This is a genomic window from Pseudomonas sp. 43A, from assembly GCF_013363935.1.
Taxonomy (GTDB): domain Bacteria; phylum Pseudomonadota; class Gammaproteobacteria; order Pseudomonadales; family Pseudomonadaceae; genus Aquipseudomonas; species Aquipseudomonas crudilactis.
This window is the reverse complement of sequence record NZ_CP054880.1, coordinates 6,395,981-6,416,516: the sequence shown is the minus strand read 5'-3', so window position 1 is coordinate 6,416,516 and position 20,536 is coordinate 6,395,981. Positions and strand designations below refer to the sequence as shown.

Below are 20,536 nucleotides of genomic sequence, written 5' to 3'. Positions count from 1 at the left end.
TCGCGAATGGGGCACCTCGGTTTTGAACGGGGCGCGATGATCAGTCCGCCAATCCCATTACCTGGCGATAGAACTTCCACTCCTGCTCGAGCGCATGCGCCTGATTGGCCGCACGGCGGAAACCGTGGCGTTCGTCCGGGTAGTAATGTGCTTCGACCGGGATGCCGTTCTCCTCAAGTGCCGTGACCATGTCGCGGGTCTGTTGCGGAACAACGACCGCATCCAGCTCACCCTGAAAGAAAATCACCGGCACGCCAATGTTGCTAGCATGCAGCAGCGGTGTGCGGGCCGCGTAGCGTTCGGCGTCTTGCTCAGGATCACCGATCAGCCAGTCAAGATAATCACCTTCGAACTTATGCGTCGCCCGGCCCAGAGCGACCGGATCGCTGACTCCGTAAAGACTGGCACCCGCTCGGAATACCTGTTGGAACGCCAGCGCACACAACGTGGTGTAGCCGCCTGCGCTGCCACCCCGAATAAATGCGCGCTCACCGTCGATCAAACCCTGCTCGGCGAGATAGCTCACCACCGCGCAAGCATCCTCGACATCCACCTCGCCCCAGCTCAAGTGCAGCGCTTGCCGATATTCGCGGCCATAACCGCTGCTGCCGCGATAGTTGAGATCAGCGACGGCGAAGCCACGTTGCGTCCAGTACTGAATGCGCGGGTCGAGAATCGGGTAGCAGGCCGATGTTGGGCCGCCGTGGATGAACACCACCAGCGGCGGTTTTGTCTCACCGCTCATGGCTGGATAAAAGAACCCGTGCGCTTCGCCGGAACCACTTGGGTAGCGCAGGGTTTGCGGACGGCTGATGCGCTCAGCGGGCAGGGGCGCCACGCCACCCACCAGCACGTTCACTTCTCGCGTGGTTCGATCAATGGCGATGACCGCCGAAGGACTGATCGGTGAGGCGGCGATGCAGTAGATAAATCGCTCATCCACAGCGAGATGACGGAAGCGGCTGTAGTCACCAGTGAAATCTTCGTCACCGAGCGTCAGGCGACCAAAACCACCTTCGCTCCAGCTCGCCAAAAACGAATTATCAACAGGCAACCAGGTGCAGCCGCCCAACTGCCAAGGCGCCGGCGCATGATCGGCCGGCGCGGCAGGCAGTGGCGCCAAACCGTCCGAAGTCTCAGCCCACGGCTGCCAGAATCCACCGCGATCAGTCAGGCAATACAGTCGACCTTCAGCATCAAATCGTGGTTGTTGAATGGACTCTTCAACCTCATCGCCAGCAACGCAGCGCGGCGAACCAAAGGCGCCGTCAGCCAAGCGTTCCGCCACCATCAACCGCGTCGACGTCCATGGCTGATGCGGCCGGCTCCACTCGATCCACGCTAAACGCAGGCCATCCGCACTGAGGATTGGCGCCGCATAAAAATCCGCACCTTCAGCCAATAAATACCGCGTCCCGTCAGCCAGATCGATTGCTACGAGCCGATGCTGATCGTGCTGTTCTTCCACCGCCAGCACCTGGCCGAAGGCAAAATGCAGATCGCCATAACGGCACTCGCCCGACGTCAATGCCTCCGGCTCGCCACCGAGCTTCTGGCGGTACAACTGCTGATCCGCCTCAGCGACGAAAACCACCCCATCCGGCGTCAGACAAAACGCGCCACCGCCATATTCGTACACGCGACTGCGCACACTGAAGCCATCCGGCGTCAGACATCTCGCCACGCCATCGCGCCAATGCCAGATCCGGCATGCGGCATCTTCCGGGCGATATTCATTCCAGAACAGCCCATTGGCACCGAGCTGCAACTCGGCGAAATCCATGCCGGCCGCGACGGCTTGCGAGGCGCTGAAAGGCTCAGCCCTTGGCGATGAGGCGTGAGTTTCGTTCATTGCGAAAGGCCAATTGTTCGATGGTTTGGGTGGCGGTCTCGGCTTCTTCGCGGGCCTTGAGAATCACACCGTGATGTTCGGACTTGCTGCACACCGGGTCGGCATTGCTCGCATCGCCGGTGAGCATGAACGCCTGGCAGCGACAGCCGCCGAAATCTTTTTCTTTCTCGTCGCAGGAGCGGCACGGCTCGGGCATCCAGTCGTAACCACGGAAGCGGTTGAAGCCGAACGAGTCGTACCAGATGTGCTGCATGCTGTGGTCGCGCACATTGGGAAATTGCACCGGCAGCTGTCGGGCGCCATGGCAGGGCAGGGCGGTGCCGTCCGGGGTGACTGTCAGAAAGATGCTGCCCCAGCCGTTCATGCAGGCTTTCGGGCGTTCTTCGTAGTAATCCGGGGTGACGAAAATCAGCTTGCACGGATGCCCTTCGGCTTCCAGCTTCGCCCGGTATTCGTTGGTGATGCGTTCGGCACGGACCAGTTGCTCTTTGGTCGGCAACAGGCCGACACGATTGAGCTGCGCCCAACCGTAAAACTGGCAGGTGGCGAGTTCGACAAAGTCGGCCTCAAGCGCAATGCACAGTTCGATGATGCGGTCGATCTTGTCGATGTTGTGCCGATGGGTGACGAAGTTCAGCACCATCGGATAGCCATGGGCCTTCACCGCACGAGCCATTTCCAGTTTCTGCGCGAAGGCTTTTTTCGAGCCGGCGAGCAGATTGTTCACTTGCTCGTCGCTGGCCTGGAAACTGATCTGGATGTGATCGAGGCCAGCCTTTTTGAAATCGCTAATTTTCTGCTCGGTCAGGCCGATGCCGGAGGTGATCAGATTGGTGTAGAAACCCAGCTGCCGCGCTTCATGAATCAGCTCGGCGAGATCCTGACGCACCAGCGGTTCGCCGCCGGAAAAGCCCAGTTGCGCCGCGCCCATCTCCCGCGCTTCGCGGAAGACCTTGATCCACTGCTCGGTGCTCAACTCTTTGCCCTGCTCGGCGAAGTCCAGCGGATTGGAGCAGTACGGACATTGCAGCGGGCAGCGGTAGGTCAGCTCGGCGAGCAGCCACAGCGGCAGGCCGACTTCAGGCTTGGGCGGCAGATCAGGCAAGTTCGATCCAGTGCTGCGCACGGGCAACCTCCATGAATTGCTCGATGTCGTCACCGAGCTCGGGCACACCGGGGAACTGCTCATCGAGTTTGGCGATGATCGCGGCGACATCGCGTGAACCGTCGATCAGCCCACCGATCAGTGCGGCGCTGTCGTTGAGCTTGATCATGCCTTCCGGGTAAAGCAGCACGTGACCTTTCTGCGCCGGTTCGTACTGGAAACGGTAGCCGGGACGCCAGGTCGGGACTTTGCTGCGGTCGAAACTCATAAGGTGATTCCTTTATGCCAGACGCGTTGTTCGGTGACGCTGTGATACGGCGGGCGGTTCAGTTCGTAGGCCATGCTCATGGCATCGAGCATGCTCCAAAGAATGTCCAGTTTGAACTGGAGAATTTCCAGCATGCGCTCCTGGCCTTCACGCGTCTTGTAGTGCTCAAGCGTGATCGCCAGACCATGCTCGACATCACGCCGCGCCTGACCGAGGCGGGTGCGGAAGTATTCGTAACCGGCCGGATCGATCCACGGGTAATGCTGCGGCCAGCTGTCGAGGCGCGACTGGTGAATCTGCGGCGCGAACAGTTCGGTCAGCGAGCTGCTGGCGGCTTCCTGCCAACTGGCGCGACGGGCAAAGTTGACGTAGGCGTCGACGGCGAAACGCACGCCGGGCAGCACCAGCTCCTGGGAGAGCAGTTGGTCCTGGTCGAGACCGACCGCTTGGCCAAGGCGCAGCCAGGCTTCGATACCGCCATCTTCGCCGGGAGCGCCGTCGTGGTCGAGCAGGCGCTGAATCCACTCGCGGCGGATTTCCCGATCGGGGCAGTTGGCGAGGATCGCCGCGTCTTTCAGGGGGATGTTCACCTGATAGTAGAAGCGGTTGGCGACCCAGCCCTGGATCTGCTCGCGAGTGGCGCGGCCTTCATACATCGCCACGTGATACGGGTGGTAGATGTGGTAGTAGGCGCCTTTGGCGCGCAGCGCCGCTTCGAATTCGGTGGGGGACATTGGCGTGTCAGTCATTGCGGTTCTCCGGGGAACAACCGTTGGAATCCTGGGTGTCTATTCGGACGCCTTCGCGAGCAAGCTCGCTCCCACAGGGTTTGTGAACGCCACAGATCCAATGTGGGAGCGAGCTTGCTCGCGAAGAGGTCGGTCGCTACAGCACAATACTCATGCCATCGAACGCCACTTCAACATTACGTCGCGCCAGTTCGGCACGCTCCGGCGAATCTTCATCGAGAATCGGGTTGGTATTGTTGATGTGGATAAGCACTTTGCGCTGCTCTGGCAGTTGCTCCAGCACTTCCAGCATGCCACCGGGGCCGTTCTGTGCCAGATGGCCCATCTCGCGACCAGTGCGAGTGCCAACGCCACGGCGCTGCATCTCATCGTCATCCCACATCGTGCCGTCGACCAACAGGCAATCGCTGCCGGCCATGATCTCCAGCAACGGCGCATCGACCTTGCCCAGACCCGGCGCGTAGAACAATTTACCGCCAGTGTTCAGGTCTTCAACGATCAGACCAATGTTGTCGCCCGGATGCGGATCGAAGCGGTGCGGCGAGTACGGCGGCGCGGCGCTGCGCAATGGCAACGGAGTGAAACGCAGGTTCGGGCACGCTGCCACAGTGAAGCTCTGGTCGAGTTCGATGCGGTTCCAGTCCAGCCCACCATTCCAGTGCGTGAGCATCTTGAACAACGGGAAACCGGTGCTGAGGTCTTCGTGAACCATGTCCGTGCACCAGACCTTATGCGGGCAGCCTTCGCGCAGGCTGAGCAGACCGGTGGTGTGGTCGATCTGGCTGTCCATCAGGATGATCGCGCTGATGCCAGTGTCACGCAGGGCGCGGCCCGGTTGCATCGGAGCGAAGCTTTGCAGTTGCGCGCGGATGTCCGGCGAGGCGTTGCACAGCACCCAGTTCACGCCGTCATCGGAAATCGCGATGGACGATTGGGTGCGGGCCTTGGCATTCAGGCTGCCGTCGCGAAAACCTGCGCAGTTGACGCAGTTGCAGTTCCACTGCGGAAAACCGCCGCCAGCGGCGGAACCCAGAATCTGGACGAACATGAACACTCCATCATTTCAACGCGGAAAATAAAACGCCCCGGCGAGCCGAGGCGTTGCACTGCAATTCTACGTAAGCAGAACTCAGCGGCTGGCGAAGTACATGGTGACTTCGAAGCCGATACGCAGGTCGGTGTAAGCAGGTTTTGTCCAGGACATGGTGTGTCTCCTCAGGGTGGGTGGGATAGCGCTGTCCATAGTTATAGTCCACGGCAGCGCAAAGATGTTCCAAATAGTTAGGCTGCTATGTTACTCAAAATTTCCGGGTAAATGCCCGTGAATCTTTGAGAAAGCTCCTTGCAGCCTCGGTAATGATCAATTTGCCGCTCGCCATGGGGTGTTGGGCTTCGGATCGCTGGCGAGGCAGAGCCAGCCGCCTTCGGCGTTGATTAAACGCTGGGCAGCGCTAAGCAATGCCTGGCGATCCAGTTGGCGGATCGCAATGATCAATTGCTCAAGATAATCCGATGAGTGGCCAGCGAGCTTGGCCTGCCAAAACAGTTCGGTGGCGTCTTTGCTGGACAGACTGGCGTCATCGAATTGATCGGCGAGGTTTTTGCGCTGCTGTTCAAAACTCGCTTCATCCAATTGTTCGATTCGCATTGGAAGGCTTTCGAGGAATTGCTGAATGTGGCCTAGCAGATCCCCAGGTGCGGTGCTCGGGGATTGCACGCCGAACAGTATCGCCGCTTGCCCGTGAATCTGGCGAAGTGTGCTGAACACCGCGTAGCCCAATTGCAACTCGACGCGCAGGCGCTGATAGAAAGGCGTCTGGCACAACTGCGCCAACAGTCGCCACGCGGCTTCGTCGGCGATGTCGCGGCTGGCGGTCAGGCAGCACAGCAACAAGGCGTGTTCGCTGGAGGCGGTATCGATATGTCGCCAGTGTTTTTGCGCGGGAATCGTCGTCGGCGCAGGCAACTGATTGTCAGGGATCCCGGGAATACGGCTCAAGGCCAGGCCCATCGCGGATTGCGTCTGCTGGTTAAGTCCCAGAGCGAGGCAGTCCCAGCGCGAAGTTGTCCACAGGTGTTTGGCGTCGTCGCCGGTTCTTGCTGATTGCAGAATATGTTCCGGCAGCGCTTTAAGCAGTTGGCGGATGGCGATCAGTGACGTTTCCAGCTCGCTGCTCGGCGAATCAGGGTCAACTTGCGCCAGACTTTTCAGCGCATGCTCGAGGACGCAGGGCATTGGCTCTTGCAGGCCGGTGAGCTTCAGCAGCCATTGATTGCCAGAGACGTTGAAAGACAGATCGACACCGGCCTCCCGCGCGTCTTGCTGAGTTTGCTGAAGACTGCGCTGCAACCGCGATTGAAGATCAGCACCGGCTGCGGCCTCTACTTGCCATCGCAGATAGATCGCACCTTCATCGGTGCTGTCCGGCAACGCTTGACTGAACTGCATCGGCGAGCGCTCGCGACGGCCGCGTGAGCGATCCTGAGCAAATGTGCGCAGCCCTCTATGGGCGCTGGTCTGGCCGCGAATCAGTCCGGCGTTGGCCAGGGGTTCGCTGGCTCGCAGAAAAGGATTGGCAGCAGGCAGGATCCAGTGATCGCTGCAGTTATCCACAGTGCCGATTTCACCGAGGATGTGAGCGAGGGCCTCAACGCCTGCATCGGACAGGCCATTTTCCAACTGTTCACTGTCGAGTCGCGCCAGCTGCAGCGCGCCGGCGACTTGCTGCTGGCGCTGCAGCAGAGCTGCGTATTCTTTGCGCAGTGGCGCCCAATCTTGTTGAGCAAAGAAACTCAGCCAATCCAGGACCTGCTCGCCAATGGCGTTTAACGATTCGGAAGCTGCGATGAACTCCAGATGCAGCAACGCTTGCCTGTCAAAGTGATAGACCGGCGCAGATTTTAATCCATCAGCCAGATTCTGCTGCTGCAAATGCGCCAGTAACCCGCCGGGTTTGGCGCTGTTTAACCAATGGCAGAGAAACGCCAAAGCCTCGACAGACGACTCAGGCAAGGCATCGAACGCAAACATCAGGTTGCCGCGTCGCTCACCGACCTGTTGATAACTTTTTATCGCCAGCGGTATGGATGCCGCCTGCACAACTTTATCCCCAACGGGCAAAACCGCCGCAAATTGTTCAGCCAGTGCTTTTAGTTCTTCAAGATTCTGCGGTCCGACCAGACTCAGAGTCATTTGCCCGGTCCGATAAAACTGCTGGTGGAAATCTTTCAACGCTTGTTGAAACGCAGGTTGCTCGACTTGGAGACTGTCGCGATTCCCCGCATGAAACCCGCGCAACGGATGTTCTGCCGGTAATCCTTCGTACAGGGCAAACTGCTGCTGCGCCGCAGGATCCTGCGACCAAGCGACAAACTCCGCCTGCAACACTTCCCGTTCCCGCAACTGATCGTCCAGATTCATACGCGGATTGGCGAGCATGTCTGACAGTCGCTCCAGCCCCGCGCTGAACGACTGTGTCGGCAACTCAAAGAAAAAGTCAGTGGTCCGCTCTCGCGTGCTGGCATTCACCTGGCCACCGTGACCTTGAACGTAAGCCATCAGCCCTTCATTCGCTGGGAAACGCTCGGTGCCGAGAAACAGCAAATGCTCGAGAAAATGCGCCAGCCCCGGCCACGCCAACGGCACGTCATGGCTACCGGCGGCCACGCGCAAGGCAGCGGCGCTGCGCTTCAGACCGGGCGCATGACGCAGGGTCACGCGCAAGCCGTTGGCCAGGGTTTCGGTGTGAGGACGGGGGTGAGTCGGCGCAGGCATGGGCACTTCCAGAACAGTGAAGTGCCAATGCTAGCGGATTAGCGCTGGTTGAGCGCGCCGTAAAGCTCCGGGCGGCGGTCGCTGAGGTAGCGATTGGCCGCGCGGGAGTCGAGCATCAACTGCCGGTCGAGCTCGCCGATGATCAGTGCTTCGTCGAGTCCGGCCTGGGCGATACGGCTGCCGTCCGGCGCGGCGAGGCTGCTTTGCCCGCAATAGTGGATGTCGCCTTCGTGGCCGCAGTAGTTGGCGTAAGCCACATAGCACTGATTTTCGAAGGCGCGCGAACGCACGGTGACGTCAGCGACGAAATCGAACGGAATCATGTTCGCTGTCGGCACCAGAATCAGTTCGGCGCCGGCGAGTGCCAGACGTCGGGTGTTTTCTGGAAACTCCAGGTCGTAGCAGATCAGGAAACCGAGCTTCCAGCCGTTGAGTTCGACGATGGGAAAATCATCATCACCCGGGCTGAACATCGACCGGTCAAGATCACCAAACAGATGCGTCTTGCGGTAATTGCACAGGCGCTCGCCGTGCGAATCGATCAGCTGCACGGCGTTGTAGATCTGCCCATCGGCAGTCCGCTCCGGGTAGCCATAAACAATCGCCAGACCGGCAGTCTTGGCGATCCGCCCGATCTGCTGCGCCCATTCACCGTTAAAGACCTCGGCCAAGGTGCTGACCGCTTCTGCGCCGATGTTGTAGCCGGTCATGAACATCTCCGGCAGCACCAACAGGTCGGCGCCCTTGGCCTCCATCGCCAGTTGATGCAGGCGTTGCAGGTTGGCGGCGGGGTCCAATGGCAGCGGCGGACATTGGTAAAGGGCTACACGCATCAGGGATTCCTCTTACTCGGGCAGGGCGATAGGGCCGATGTCTTTGAACACATCACCCGGGCCCGGGTTCGCTTTATGTGTCGAACCGCCGAAATGCTTCATGATCCCCCACACCGCGTTGAGCGAGGTCTGCACTGCGCCCTCGACCCATGCCGGTGTCCACGAAACATCGTCGCCAGCGATAAAAATCCCGCGCTGCTCGGCAGGCATCTCGTCCTGCATGAAGTGCGCGTACATGCGCTGGTTGTAGCGATAGTGGCCGGGCAGTGCGCCTTTGAAGGCGCCGAGGAAGTAAGGGTCGGCTTCCCACGATACGGTGATCGGATCGCCAATGATTCGCGCGGCGATGTCGACTTTCGGGTAGATCTTTTTCAATGCGTTCAACGCCAGCTCAACGCGTTTTTCCACCGGGTGCGGCAGCATCTTCAACGCATCGCTCATCCACGAGTACGACAGGCAGATCACCCCCGGTTTGTCGTCGCCGTTGTCGAACAGATAGGTGCCACGGGTCAGGCGGTCAGTGAGGGTCATGCTCATCAGGTCGCGGCCGGTTTCCGGGTCCTTGTCCTTCCAGAATGGGCGGTCGACCATCACAAAGGTTTTCGACGACTGCATGTAGCGGGTGCGGTCGAGGGCCATCCACATCTTTTGCGAGAACAGGGTTTCGTCGCATTCGATCTGGGTGGTCAGCAGCCAGCTCTGGCAAGTGGTCAGTACGGCGGCGTATTCGCGGGTGTCGCCATTGTTGTCGGTGACCGCGAAGCGGCCATCCGGTGCATGGGCAATTTTCTTCACGCCGGAACGCGGTGCGCCACGGTGCAGGGATTTCAGGCTGGTGCCTTCGGGCCAGTGCACGCAGCGCTCCGGCACATGCCGCCAGATGCCTTGTGGGACTTGCTCGACGCCGCCGACCACCAGGTGTTGGTGATCGTCGCAGTTGGTCATCACCACGCGGAAGATTTCCAGCATCGAGTTGGGGAAGTCCGAGTCCCAGCCGCCGGTGCCGAAACCGACCTGACCGAACACTTCGCGATGATGGAACGACAGTTTGGCAAAGGCCTCGGAGGTGGCGACGAAGTCATAGAAGGTGCGGTCGTCCCACAGTGGCACCAAGGTATTCCACAGCTCTTTCAGACGTGGCACATCGCGGTCGCGGATGGCTTGCTGGATATCGGCAAACTGCGAGCCGGCCTCCAGCGCATCCGCCCAGGCGTCAGCCACTTCCTGGAACAGTGCAGGAAGATCCGCCAGTTTCTGTGCGTAATGGGTTTTACCTTCGAGGTCGATCACGGTGCTGCCGGAGGCTGGCGTCAGCGGGTTCGGGAAGGGTCTGGTTTCGAGGCCGAGCTTGTCGACGTAGTGATAAAACGCCGTGGAAGACACTGGAAAACGCATTCCGCCCAATTCAGCGACGATGCCGTCAGTGCCATTGAACGCCTGCGAACGCAGACGCCCACCGAGTTTCGAAGCCTCGTAAACCACCGGTTTCAAACCGAGCTTCATCAGCTCGTAAGCCGCCACCAAGCCAGCGATGCCCGCGCCGACGATCGCCACTTCAGCGCCGTGATTATGCTCAGGAATGCTGCCGAGTCCGGCCGGGTGTTCGATCCAGTCGTCGAACGCGAACGGAAAGTCCGGACCGAAAATGGTGACGGGTTTCTTACCGTCTGCAGGATGGCGATTGTTCTTGTTCATGGCTGACCTTGCTGGCGACCCGACGCGGGATGCGCGTCTGAGTATAGGAAAAGATGCCAGCCATTCTAGGGAGCGTAGAACACGTTAATAAGACGCAAAGTGTCGTCGTTTTGCCAGATTAACGATCAATATGACGATTAGAGGCTGCACACCGACCAAAATGTGGGAGCGAGCCTGCTCGCGAAGACGCCCTGAAATTCACCCGAGAAGCCGGATCAAAATCTTAAACCGGCTGCCCCCGATCAATCTTGCTACTCAAAATGATCGACGTCGTAGTCTTCTCCACCCCGTCCACGCTGCCAATCTGATCCAGCAACTGATCCAGTTGCTCCGGCGAATCCGTACGCAACCACGCCACATAATCAAATTCGCCACTCACCGCACACAGCTGCTGCACCTGCGCCATCGCACTCAACCGGCGCACCACCTCTTTGCCGGAACGCGGCTGCACCTTGATCCCGACATACGCCTGCAGGCCGCCATCGACTACGCGCTGGCCCAGGCGTACGCCGTACCCGGTGATCACTTTGGCCTTTTCCAGCCGCGCCAGCCGCGACGTTACGGTGGTGCGCGCTATGCCCAATTGCCGGGCGAGCATGGCCACGCTCTCACGGGCATTGATTTGCAGAGCGGCGATCAACTGGCGGTCGACTTCATCAAGTACGGGCGGGCGAATATCTGGCAAGGGGCGACTCCATTGGCGCGGATCTTTGGCCTGCACATGTTACAGGCAATGAAAAAGCCGCGCGGATGTGCGGTTTTTTTTACGTTCGTACAGGGAGTTGAATGTTGCGCGAGAGATTCAGCAGTTTGCGCTCTATCAACTGATAACTGCAGTAAGCAACCACCAGGACTGCCGTGTAGGAAACTGTCCAGAACAAAGTTTCATGCCAGAAGTTGTTACCGCTGAGCCCCGTCATAACCCATAGGCGCCCGCAAACACTGAGTGTCAGCACGTGCGAAAGGTACAGCGAATAGGACATATCCCCAGCTGATTTGAGAAAACCGAATGACTTTAATCGACCTTTCGCTTCTTGCAGGGCAAATGCCAACAGTAAAAGCGTGTAACCGCCACCGATCGCAAAGGCTCGTTCCAGGGGTATGGATTGAATGACATCGGCGTCGCCGACTACATCGGTGGTCAATGCGTAGACAAGACCAGCCAGCCCAGTCAGAACCATCAAGGGAATGGTAAAAGGAGACGCAGAAGAAACCGATGAAAGCCTCAGGTATGTGATTCCCGCCAAGGCACCGAGAATGAATTCAATGGAGAACTCATGGAACATCACCCGAAGATAAGGATTTTCCGGCGTATCCGAAAAAATTGAAACGCCGATAATCGTGATTAACCACAGCGCAAATGCATGAGTTATCCGCTTGGCCGGGAGCATCAGGATCAAGGCAAATACGAGATAGAACCAGACTTCATGGATAAGTGACCAGGCGACCATTAACAACGGTAACGCCGAGTGCGGGAGCAGGAAAAATGACCAGGTCATGTCGACAGCCCCTCCCTGAGAACCGTTCACCAGTTCAGGTTTGACCTGAGCGACAAAGAAGATAGCGAGAAAATAAACCCAGTAAGTTGGGTAAATTCGAAAGAATCGCCCTTTGAGAAAATCAGCAACTTCGCCCTTGAGACCGAACTTGTTACGGAAAGCGATAATCATCACAAAACCACTGATGACAAAAAACAGATCTACACCGGTTTGTCCAAAAACAAACAGCTCCGGCAACAGGCGTTCACCTTTTACATACTTGGCATTGATGAATAGTGAGTGAAACGCTACGACAAAAAGAGCTGCCAGTCCTCTGGCCGCTTGTAGCGAGGAAAGTTTGTACACGATTATTCGTCCCTGAAGCCGACTGGCATCTTTTGCCGGCATTCTGAAATTTACGCGACACAGACGCAAGCACGGACACGGGAACAGTTCATCCGCGTATTTCTTTCAGGCCCCAGAAACGACGAAAGCCGCGCATTTGCGCGGCTTTCAGGTTTGGTGGGCCCACACGGACTTGAACCGTGGACCAAAGGATTATGAGTCCTCTGCTCTAACCAACTGAGCTATAGGCCCTCAGTAGGTCGCGGATTATAGCGACGGTTTCTCGGCTGTGCTATCCGAAAAATCCGATACGGCAATACGAAGAAACGTTGCAGCGAATTCTTCAGGTGGCAGGGGCAGGCTGACGATATAGCCCTGGATCTGTTCGCAGCCCTCGGCCGCGAGGAATTGTTGTTGCGCCTGGGTTTCCACACCTTCTGCGATCACGGTGAATTGCATGCTGCGGCCCAGGGCGATGATGGCTCGGACAATCGCCGCATCGTGGGGGTCGTCGGGCAGCCCGCGGACGAAGGACTGATCGATTTTGAGGATGTCCAACGGCAGGCGTTTCAGGTAACTGAGTGAGGAGTAGCCGGTGCCGAAGTCGTCGATTGCCAGTTGTACGCCCAGGTGCTTGAGTTGATGCAGCACCGACAATGCCTCTTCAGCCTGACTCATGATGAAATTTTCGGTAATTTCCAGTTGCAGTAAATCTGGTCTGAGGCGGTTTTCCTTAAGCAGTTGTTCAATGCGCCCAAGCAGATTGGGCTGGCGTAGTTGCGCACCAGCGAGGTTGACTGACAGTGGCCCGAGGCTGTCGTAGATCTGGTTCCATTCGAACATCTGCCGGCAGGCAGTCTCCAGCACCCAGTCGCCGATCTGCAGGATCATCCCGTTCTCTTCGGCCAAAGGAATGAAATGCTCTGGCGGCACTTCGCCAAAGGTCGGATGACGCCAGCGAATCAGCGCTTCGGCGCCGACCAGGCTGTGATCTTCGAGGCTTATTTTCGGTTGGTAGTAGAGGAACAGCTCATCACGCTCGATGGCGCGGCGCAATTCGTGCTCCAGTGCCACGCGTTCGATGGCTTGTGCTGTCAGGTCGCGGGTGTAGCTCTCGACGCGATTGCGACCTTTGGCTTTGGAGCGGTACATCGCCGCATCGGCGTTTTTGACCAGAGTGGCCACGTCGCAACCGTCGCGCGGATAGAGGCTGGTGCCGATGCTGGCGCTGATGAAAAACTCGTGTTCGCCGGCCTGGAACGGCGCGCCGAAGCAGTTGAGCAGTTTCGTGGCGAGATTGTCGGCGTCACTGGCTTGCTGCAGACCGGGGAGCAGAATGATGAATTCGTCACCGCCCAGGCGGGCAACGGTGTCGATGTCGCGCAGCTGTTCTTTCAGGCGCACGGCGATGCCCTTGAGCAGCAGATCGCCGACCGGATGGCCGAGGCTGTCGTTGATGTGTTTGAAGCGGTCAAGATCAAGGAACAGTACCGCGCCCTGACCGCCGTTTTCTTGCTGACTGTTCAGTGCCATCAGCAAGCGGCTTTCGAACAACGTACGGTTCGGCAGGCCGGTGAGCGGGTCGTGGTGAGCCTGATAATCGAGTTTGGCCTGTGCATGCTTGAGGCTGGAGATATCGGCAAATACTGCGACAAAGTGGGTGATGAATCTGTCGCGGTTACGTACGGCGCTGATGGTCAGCCAACTGGGGTACAACTCGCCGTTTTTTCGCCGGTTGGAGATCTCGCCTTGCCAGTGACCTTCGTCGGTCAGCTGGTGCCACATCGCCGCATAAAACGCGCTGTCGTGCAGGCCTGAAGCGAGCAGGCGCGGTGTGTGGCCGAGTGCTTCGCTTTCGCTGTAGCCGGTGATCTCGGTGAAAGCCCGGTTGACTGCGCTGATGTGCTGTTGGGTATCGGTGATCAATACACCTTCGGCTGTGCTTTCGAATACAGTCGCGGCCTGTTGCAACTTTTCCTGCATCAGATGGCGTTCAGTAATGTCCCGGGCGATGGTCAGCATGCAGTCTTCGTCACCGATCGGTAGCGGACGGGCGGACACTTCGCAGAGGCGGATCTGCCCGTCACTGCGGCGGATATGACAGCTGAAATCACGGACAAAGCCGTCGCGATGCAGCAGGTCGAGCATCTGCTTGCGTTCGTTGAGGTTGACCCAGATTCCCAGGTCCAGTGCCGAGCGATCCACCGACATCGCGCTGTTGAAGCCGGTGATGCGGCTGAAACCTTCGTTGACTTCCAGCAGCAGTCCGTCGCTTTGACGCGACAGCAGCAGGCCGTCCGGCGACGCATGGAATGCCTTGGCAAACTTCTCTTCCGACGTCTGCAGTTGCTGTTGGGTTTCCTTGAGTTGGGAGATGTCGCGCACCACTACAACCAGCGCTGGTGTGGTGTCGAGGTCGAACGGTTCGGCGGAGATCAGTCCGGTGAACACTTGACCATTGTTGCGCCGGAAGGGCATTTCCAGGTTGCGGATACTGCCAGCCTGCAAGCGCTGCAACAGCCCGGGCCCAACGCCGGGAATGCCCCAGATATTCAAGTCAGTAGCAGTTTGGCCGATGACGTCCTCGGCTTTCAGTCCGATCTGCTCCTCGAACGCCTCGTTGACTTCCAGCAAGCAGCCGTCGGAGAGTCGCGCAATCACCAGAATGTCCGGGCATTGCTGGAACACCGAGGCGAATTTCTGCTCCGACAGACGCAGGGCTTCTTCGGTGCGCTTGGTTTCGCTGATGTCGATCATCAACCCGCGCATCACCGGTTCGTGGCCGTGTTCGATCAGGCTGACGATGTCGCGGACCCACAGGCAGCGACCATCGGCTGTGATCACTCGGTAATCGAGACTGTGATCGCGCCCGGCCAATACTTCGTGATCGCAAAAGCTTTGGGCGCGGGTAAGGTCCGCCGGATGGATGATGTTGCGCCAGAACCCTGGAATCAGCCAATGCGCCAGCGGATAGCCGAGCAGGTCTTCGGCGTGCGGCGAAACATAGCTGTAGGTGAAGTCGCTCATTCGCGCTTCCCATGCAATGGCTGACAGGCTCTCCACCAGGCCGCGATAGTGATATTCGCTGCTGCGCAGTTCCTGTTCGAGGTCAATGCGTCGGGCGATCTCCGAGCTCAGGCGGCGATTGATACGGATCACCACCGCCAGAATGATGACTAGCAATACCAGGCCGGGCAAGCCGTAAATCAGAAGATCAGACCAGAATGTCCGATGATCGAGGACGTTGCCCACCCAGTGCTCTTGAATGCTGCTGATTTCAGCCGGGGTCATATCGGCCAGGACTTTGTCCAGAATCCCCACCAGCATTTTGTTGTCACGGGGCACGCCCATTGCCAGTTGGTAGCGATACGGGGTTTCACCGCTGACGTACAAGCCGTCAAGTTTCAACTGGCGCAAGCTCCAGACGCTGGATGCAAGGTCGCCGACCACGGCATCCACTTCATCGGTCGCCAGTGCCTGCAATGCTGAACTGACGTTGGGCATGGCGACCAGATTCAGATCCGGATGGTGAGTACGCAGCAATTCGTGAGGCGCGTAGTTTTCCACTACGGCGATCTTCAGACCGTACAGATCATCGAGCTTGCGCGGTTGTACACCGCCGATGTGAGCGAGGATGACAATCGGGAAGTCTAGATAAGGGCGGGTGAATGACAGATAGGTCTGGCGCTCCGGTGTGGACATGATCCCCGGCAACAGGTCGATCTTGCCCTGTTTCACCTGTTCCAGCACAACCGTCCAGCTCACCGGCTCAATAGGTGTGAGTTTGATTGCCAGGCGTTGGCGAATGACATCAATGTAATCGGCCGCCAGCCCTTGATAACGGTTTTGATCGTCACGAAACTCAAACGGCGGCCACGACGCGTCCACGCCGAGGCGCAAGTCCGGGTGAGCCGCCAGCCAGCTACGTTCTTCATCGGTCAGAGTCAGCGCGTCAGCCGTTGCGGTCCAGATCATCAGTGACAGCAAAAAAAGCACGGACGCCAATCTGGGCATAACGCTCTCGTTATGGCTCGGGGATGATTGTTTCGAGTGTAGACGGGGTATGCGGGGGAGGGGTGTTGCGAAGGATTTAATCTGCCATATAAACAAAACCCCCGGCCTGGGCCGGGGGTTCTGGTATCACTCGTCGAGGAAGGAGCGCAGATGCTCGCTTCGCGTCGGGTGGCGCAGCTTGCGCAACGCCTTGGCTTCGATCTGACGGATCCGCTCACGCGTTACGTCAAACTGTTTGCCCACTTCTTCGAGCGTATGGTCGGTGTTCATGTCGATACCGAAACGCATGCGCAGTACTTTGGCTTCACGGGCAGTGAGGCCGGACAGTACTTCGCGAGTCGCTTCTTTCAGGCTCTCAACAGTGGCGACATCGATTGGCGACTGCATGGTCGAGTCTTCGATGAAGTCACCCAGATGGGAGTCTTCGTCATCACCGATCGGCGTTTCCATGGAGATCGGCTCTTTAGCGATCTTCAATACCTTGCGGATCTTGTCCTCAGGCATTTCCATGCGTTCGCCCAGCTCTTCCGGGGTCGGTTCGCGACCCATTTCCTGCAACATCTGCCGGGAAATACGGTTGAGCTTGTTGATGGTCTCGATCATGTGCACCGGAATACGGATGGTGCGGGCCTGGTCGGCGATCGAGCGAGTGATCGCCTGACGGATCCACCAGGTGGCATAGGTCGAGAACTTGTAACCACGACGGTATTCGAACTTGTCCACCGCTTTCATCAGACCGATGTTGCCTTCCTGGATCAGATCGAGGAATTGCAGGCCGCGGTTGGTGTACTTCTTGGCGATCGAGATCACCAGACGCAAGTTGGCTTCAACCATCTCTTTCTTCGCGCGGCGGGCCTTGGCCTCACCGATCGACATGCGACGGTTGATGTCCTTGATTTCTGCGATGGTCAGACCGGTTTCGGTTTCCAGCGCGATCAGTTTCTGCTGGCAACGAATGATGTCCGGCTGCACGCGACCGATGGCTTCGGCGTACTTGCTTTTGCCTTTGGCCAGGGCGTCGGACCAGCTTTCGTCGACTTCGTTGCTCGGGAACTGACGCAGGAAATCGGCGCGTGGCATACGTGCATCACGTACACACAGTTGCATGATCGCACGCTCTTGCTGACGCAGACGATCCAAGGCGCCGCGAACACGCTCGACCAGGCCTTCGAATTGCTTCGGTACCAGTTTGATCGGCATGAACAGCTCGGCCAGTACAAGCAACTCGGCAATCGCTGCCTTGTTGTTGCGACCGTGCTTTTTCAGGGCCTTGCGGGTGATTTCCATCTGGTCAGCCACGGCGCCAAAGCGCTGGGCAGCGATGACCGGATCGGGACCGCTTTCGGCTTCTTCTTCGTCATCGGAAGATTCGGCTTCATCGTCGTCGGTCTCGTCGTCGGCTTTCGCCACTTTCGCTTCGACAGGCGGCGGCACTTCGGCAGGCGGCGCAATGCCGTCGTCCGGGTCGATATAACCGCTCAGGACGTCGGACAGGCGACCACCTTCGGTGGTGACGCGAGTGTACTCGGAGAGAATGTGGTCAACCGTGCCAGGGAAGTGCGCGATTGCGCTCATCACTTCACGGATGCCCTCTTCGATACGCTTGGCGATTTCGATTTCGCCTTCACGAGTCAGAAGCTCGACCGTACCCATTTCACGCATGTACATGCGCACTGGGTCAGTGGTGCGACCGATATCGGTCTCCACCGCTGCCAACGCGGCGGCTGCTTCTTCCGCAGCGGCCTCGTCGGTATCGGCGTCGGCCAACATAAGGGCGTCCGCATCCGGAGCACTCTCGTGTACGGGGATCCCCATGTCGTTAATCATGCGGATGATGTCTTCCACCTGCTCAGGATCTGAAATATCCTCGGGCAGGTGGTCGTTGACCTCGGCGTAAGTCAGATACTTCTGCTCACGACCCAGTTTGATCAACTCAATAATACGAGACTGCTGTTGCGCTTTTCCGGACATAACACCCTATCCACTGAAGGTCTTGGCGGGCAAAAAACAAGCCGAGGATTATACCTGAGCTATGACCTCACGCGCCAGTTGAGGTCGGGTTTGATGCGGAAACATTGCGACTTAATAGGTCGCGCAGTTGGTTTTTCTCTTCAATGCTCAGTTCGCTTTGACGCGCTTTCCTGAGCAACTGTTCCAGATTTCGCTCGCGTTGGCGGGCTGACAAGCTAGTAATGGTGTCGAAAAACTGTTGTTCAAGGTTATCTCCGTCAATCAGCCATTCCTTTTCTGCCAGTGCCTTGAGCAGGCGACCCTGTTCAGTGCCGTGCCATCGCGCGATCAACTGAAATGAGTTTAGCTTGGGATTCTTCTGTACGGCTTCGAGCAGCGCCACAAGCAGCTGGGCGTTGGTCTGATTTTCGTCCGCAATGTGTCCGGCGTCTTCAACGCGCTCGGCCAATTGCGGGTGATGCAGCAAGGTGCGCAGGGCGGTCAGGGTCGGCGATTCGACGCCGATCGGCGTGCGCGGGCGTTGTTGGTCACGATCGCCGCCACGCTTGCCGTTTTTGTCCCAGGGCTTCTTGTCCCACTTCTTGCCGCCGGCGCCGGGTTTCTTTGGCGTCCACTCCTGCTGCGGCACATACATGTCTTGTGCCTGCGGCTGATGGTAGTCGCTGTAGTCCGGCATTGCGTCGTAATCGAAGCCGGGATCGTAGGCGGGCGGCGCTTCCTGCGGCGCATTTTGTGCGAGCTGGCTGACAGTTTCGCTGCTCAGGCCGGTGATTTCGGTCAGGCGCTGACGCATCAGGATGCGCAGGTTGGCGCCCGGCACTTTGTCGATCAGCGGTGCGGCGAGGGTAGCCATATGGGCCTTGCCTTCGAGCGAGCGCGGGTCGGCCTCTTCGGTCAGTTGCTGGAAGAAATAATCCGCCAGCGGTTGCGCGTGCTGATTGATCCGGGCCTTGAAGGCGTCAGTGCCTTCGGCGCGCACCAGGGTATCCGGGTCTTCGCCTTCCGGCAGGAACAGGAATCGCGCCCGGCGCCCATCCTGCAGGCTCGACAGCGTTGCTTCCAAAGCTCGCCATGCGGCGTTACGGCCTGCCTGGTCGCCGTCGAAACAGAACAATACGTTCGGTACGACGCGGAACAGACGCTTCAAATGTTCTTCGCTGGTCGCGGTGCCCAGCGTCGCGACGGCATTCTTCAGGCCTTGCTGGGCGAGGGCGATGACGTCCATATACCCTTCGACGACAATGATTTCGTCGAGGTTGCGGTTGTTCTTGCGCGCTTCATAAAGGCCGTAGAGCTCCTGGCCTTTATGGAAGACCGGGGTTTCCGGTGAGTTCAGGTACTTCGGCTTGTCGTCGCCGAGTACGCGGCCGCCGAAAGCGATTATCCGCCCACGGGTATCGCGGATCGGGAACATCACGCGATCGCGGAAGCGGTCATAGCGTTTGCCGGTTTCGGCGTTCTCGATCAGCAGGCCAGCGTCGATCATGGCTTTTTGCTGAAGTGTGTCGCTGCTCAAGTGTTTGAACAGGTTGTCCCAGCCCGGCGGCGCGAAGCCGAGACCGAAGTCGCGGGCGATTTCGCCGGTCAGGCCGCGGCCCTTGAGGTAATCCACGGCAGCCTTGCGGGCGGGATGGCTCTTGAGCGCCTGCTTGTAAAAGTCAGCGGCGGCGTTGAGCAGCGGGTAGAGCGGCGAATCGGTCGGTTGCCGTGGCTTGCGCTCGCGGCCGCTTTCTTCGCGGGGAATTTCCATGCCGGCGGCTTTGGCCAGATCTTCAACAGCCTGGGGGAAATCCAGGTTGTCGTGATCCATGAGAAAACCGAGGGCATTGCCGCCTGCGCCGCAGCCGAAGCAGTAGTAGAACTGCTTGTCGGGGCTGACGCTGAATGACGGGGTTTTCTCTTTGTGGAACGGGCAGCAGGCGGTGTAGTTCTTGCCGGCCTTCTTCAATTGCACGCGCGAGCTGACCACGTCGACGATGTCGGTGCGGTTCAGCAGGTCGTCAATGAAGCTCTGGGGTATCAGCCCGGCCATGGCGTTCTCATCGTCTGCGCTGTAAATAGTCCGATACGAAGGGCATTCGGACGCGGGTCGTTACTGTAGGCACGCAAAATATGCGGCTCGACCGGTGTCGTCTGCGTAATCGCTGTCGGGAAGTGTATCTGCCGAAAATCCACTGACGTTAGTACCAATCAGTCTTCGACTATTTGAAAGTGTTGCGCTGAATCCGCTGACGGCCGATAAAGGGCCTCGGATAGCTCAATAAAGCGGGCACGCATGCAGGTGCCTTGGGCTGATCGTCGTAAGAGGAATCAGTGGGTGTGCTCGTCAGTAGCCTTGAAAGGCTCGTCAGAAAAGACGTGCACCGCTGGCAAAAGAGCCAGGTCTGACGCGTGAAGCAGATTTGTCTCGGTCGCGTGTGCGGCTTCGACGGTGAAGCATCAAGCGTTTTA

14 protein-coding genes and 1 tRNA gene are annotated in these 20,536 nt (G+C 58.5%); all 15 read right to left on the bottom strand.

Annotation, left to right across the window (positions count from 1 at the left end; genetic code table 11):
- Positions 1-40: 40 nt before the first annotated feature.
- The 15 genes from HUW52_RS28375 to dnaG all read right to left on the bottom strand — a co-directional run bounded on the left by HUW52_RS28375 (position 41) and on the right by dnaG (position 20,117).
- Positions 41-1,852 carry a S9 family peptidase gene (locus tag HUW52_RS28375; protein WP_175555480.1) on the bottom strand — a complete coding sequence of 604 codons (1,812 nt, stop codon included), beginning with the start codon at positions 1,850-1,852 and terminating at the stop codon, positions 41-43.
- Positions 1,818-2,957 carry a pyrroloquinoline quinone biosynthesis protein PqqE gene (pqqE, locus tag HUW52_RS28370; protein WP_016983158.1) on the bottom strand — a complete coding sequence of 380 codons (1,140 nt, stop codon included), beginning with the start codon at positions 2,955-2,957 and terminating at the stop codon, positions 1,818-1,820. The genes HUW52_RS28375 and pqqE overlap by 35 nt, the downstream gene beginning before the upstream one ends.
- Positions 2,950-3,225: a pyrroloquinoline quinone biosynthesis peptide chaperone PqqD gene (pqqD, locus tag HUW52_RS28365; protein ID WP_175555479.1), complete on the bottom strand. Its 276-nt coding sequence runs from the start codon at positions 3,223-3,225 to the stop codon at positions 2,950-2,952. The genes pqqE and pqqD overlap by 8 nt, the downstream gene beginning before the upstream one ends.
- On the bottom strand, positions 3,222-3,974 hold the full coding sequence (pqqC, locus tag HUW52_RS28360; RefSeq protein ID WP_175555478.1) for a pyrroloquinoline-quinone synthase PqqC: 753 nt from the start codon (positions 3,972-3,974) through the stop codon (positions 3,222-3,224). Before pqqC ends, pqqD begins: the two co-directional genes overlap by 4 nt.
- Positions 3,975-4,110: 136 nt before the next feature.
- A complete protein-coding gene (gene pqqB / locus HUW52_RS28355) occupies positions 4,111-5,022 on the bottom strand; it encodes a pyrroloquinoline quinone biosynthesis protein PqqB (RefSeq protein WP_175555477.1) in 912 nt (303 codons plus the stop codon).
- 81 nt (positions 5,023-5,103) lie between these two features.
- A complete protein-coding gene (gene pqqA, locus HUW52_RS28350) occupies positions 5,104-5,178 on the bottom strand; it encodes a pyrroloquinoline quinone precursor peptide PqqA (RefSeq protein ID WP_003422658.1) in 75 nt (24 codons plus the stop codon).
- A 156-nt stretch (positions 5,179-5,334) separates the two neighbouring features.
- A complete protein-coding gene (gene pqqF / locus HUW52_RS28345; RefSeq protein ID WP_175555476.1) occupies positions 5,335-7,749 on the bottom strand; it encodes a pyrroloquinoline quinone biosynthesis protein PqqF in 2,415 nt (804 codons plus the stop codon).
- A 38-nt stretch (positions 7,750-7,787) separates the two neighbouring features.
- Positions 7,788-8,582 carry a carbon-nitrogen hydrolase family protein gene (locus HUW52_RS28340; protein WP_175555475.1) on the bottom strand — a complete coding sequence of 265 codons (795 nt, stop codon included), beginning with the start codon at positions 8,580-8,582 and terminating at the stop codon, positions 7,788-7,790.
- A 12-nt stretch (positions 8,583-8,594) separates the two neighbouring features.
- Positions 8,595-10,277, bottom strand: a complete 1,683-nt coding sequence (locus HUW52_RS28335; protein WP_175555474.1) for an NAD(P)/FAD-dependent oxidoreductase — start codon at positions 10,275-10,277, stop codon at positions 8,595-8,597.
- 223 nt (positions 10,278-10,500) lie between these two features.
- Positions 10,501-10,962: an Lrp/AsnC family transcriptional regulator gene (locus HUW52_RS28330; RefSeq protein ID WP_016983153.1), complete on the bottom strand. Its 462-nt coding sequence runs from the start codon at positions 10,960-10,962 to the stop codon at positions 10,501-10,503.
- A 79-nt stretch (positions 10,963-11,041) separates the two neighbouring features.
- Entirely contained in the window at positions 11,042-12,121 is a 1,080-nt protein-coding gene (locus HUW52_RS28325; RefSeq protein WP_175555473.1) for an acyltransferase, read from the bottom strand.
- 154 nt (positions 12,122-12,275) lie between these two features.
- Positions 12,276-12,352, bottom strand: a tRNA-Ile gene (locus HUW52_RS28320).
- Positions 12,353-12,367: 15 nt separating this feature from the next.
- A complete protein-coding gene (locus HUW52_RS28315; RefSeq protein ID WP_175555472.1) occupies positions 12,368-16,114 on the bottom strand; it encodes a bifunctional diguanylate cyclase/phosphodiesterase in 3,747 nt (1,248 codons plus the stop codon).
- A gap of 126 nt (positions 16,115-16,240) precedes the next feature.
- Positions 16,241-18,085: an RNA polymerase sigma factor RpoD gene (gene rpoD, locus HUW52_RS28310; RefSeq protein WP_137217364.1), complete on the bottom strand. Its 1,845-nt coding sequence runs from the start codon at positions 18,083-18,085 to the stop codon at positions 16,241-16,243.
- A 67-nt stretch (positions 18,086-18,152) separates the two neighbouring features.
- Entirely contained in the window at positions 18,153-20,117 is a 1,965-nt protein-coding gene (gene dnaG, locus HUW52_RS28305) for a DNA primase (RefSeq protein WP_016983148.1), read from the bottom strand.
- Between the last annotated feature and the right edge of the window lie 419 nt (positions 20,118-20,536).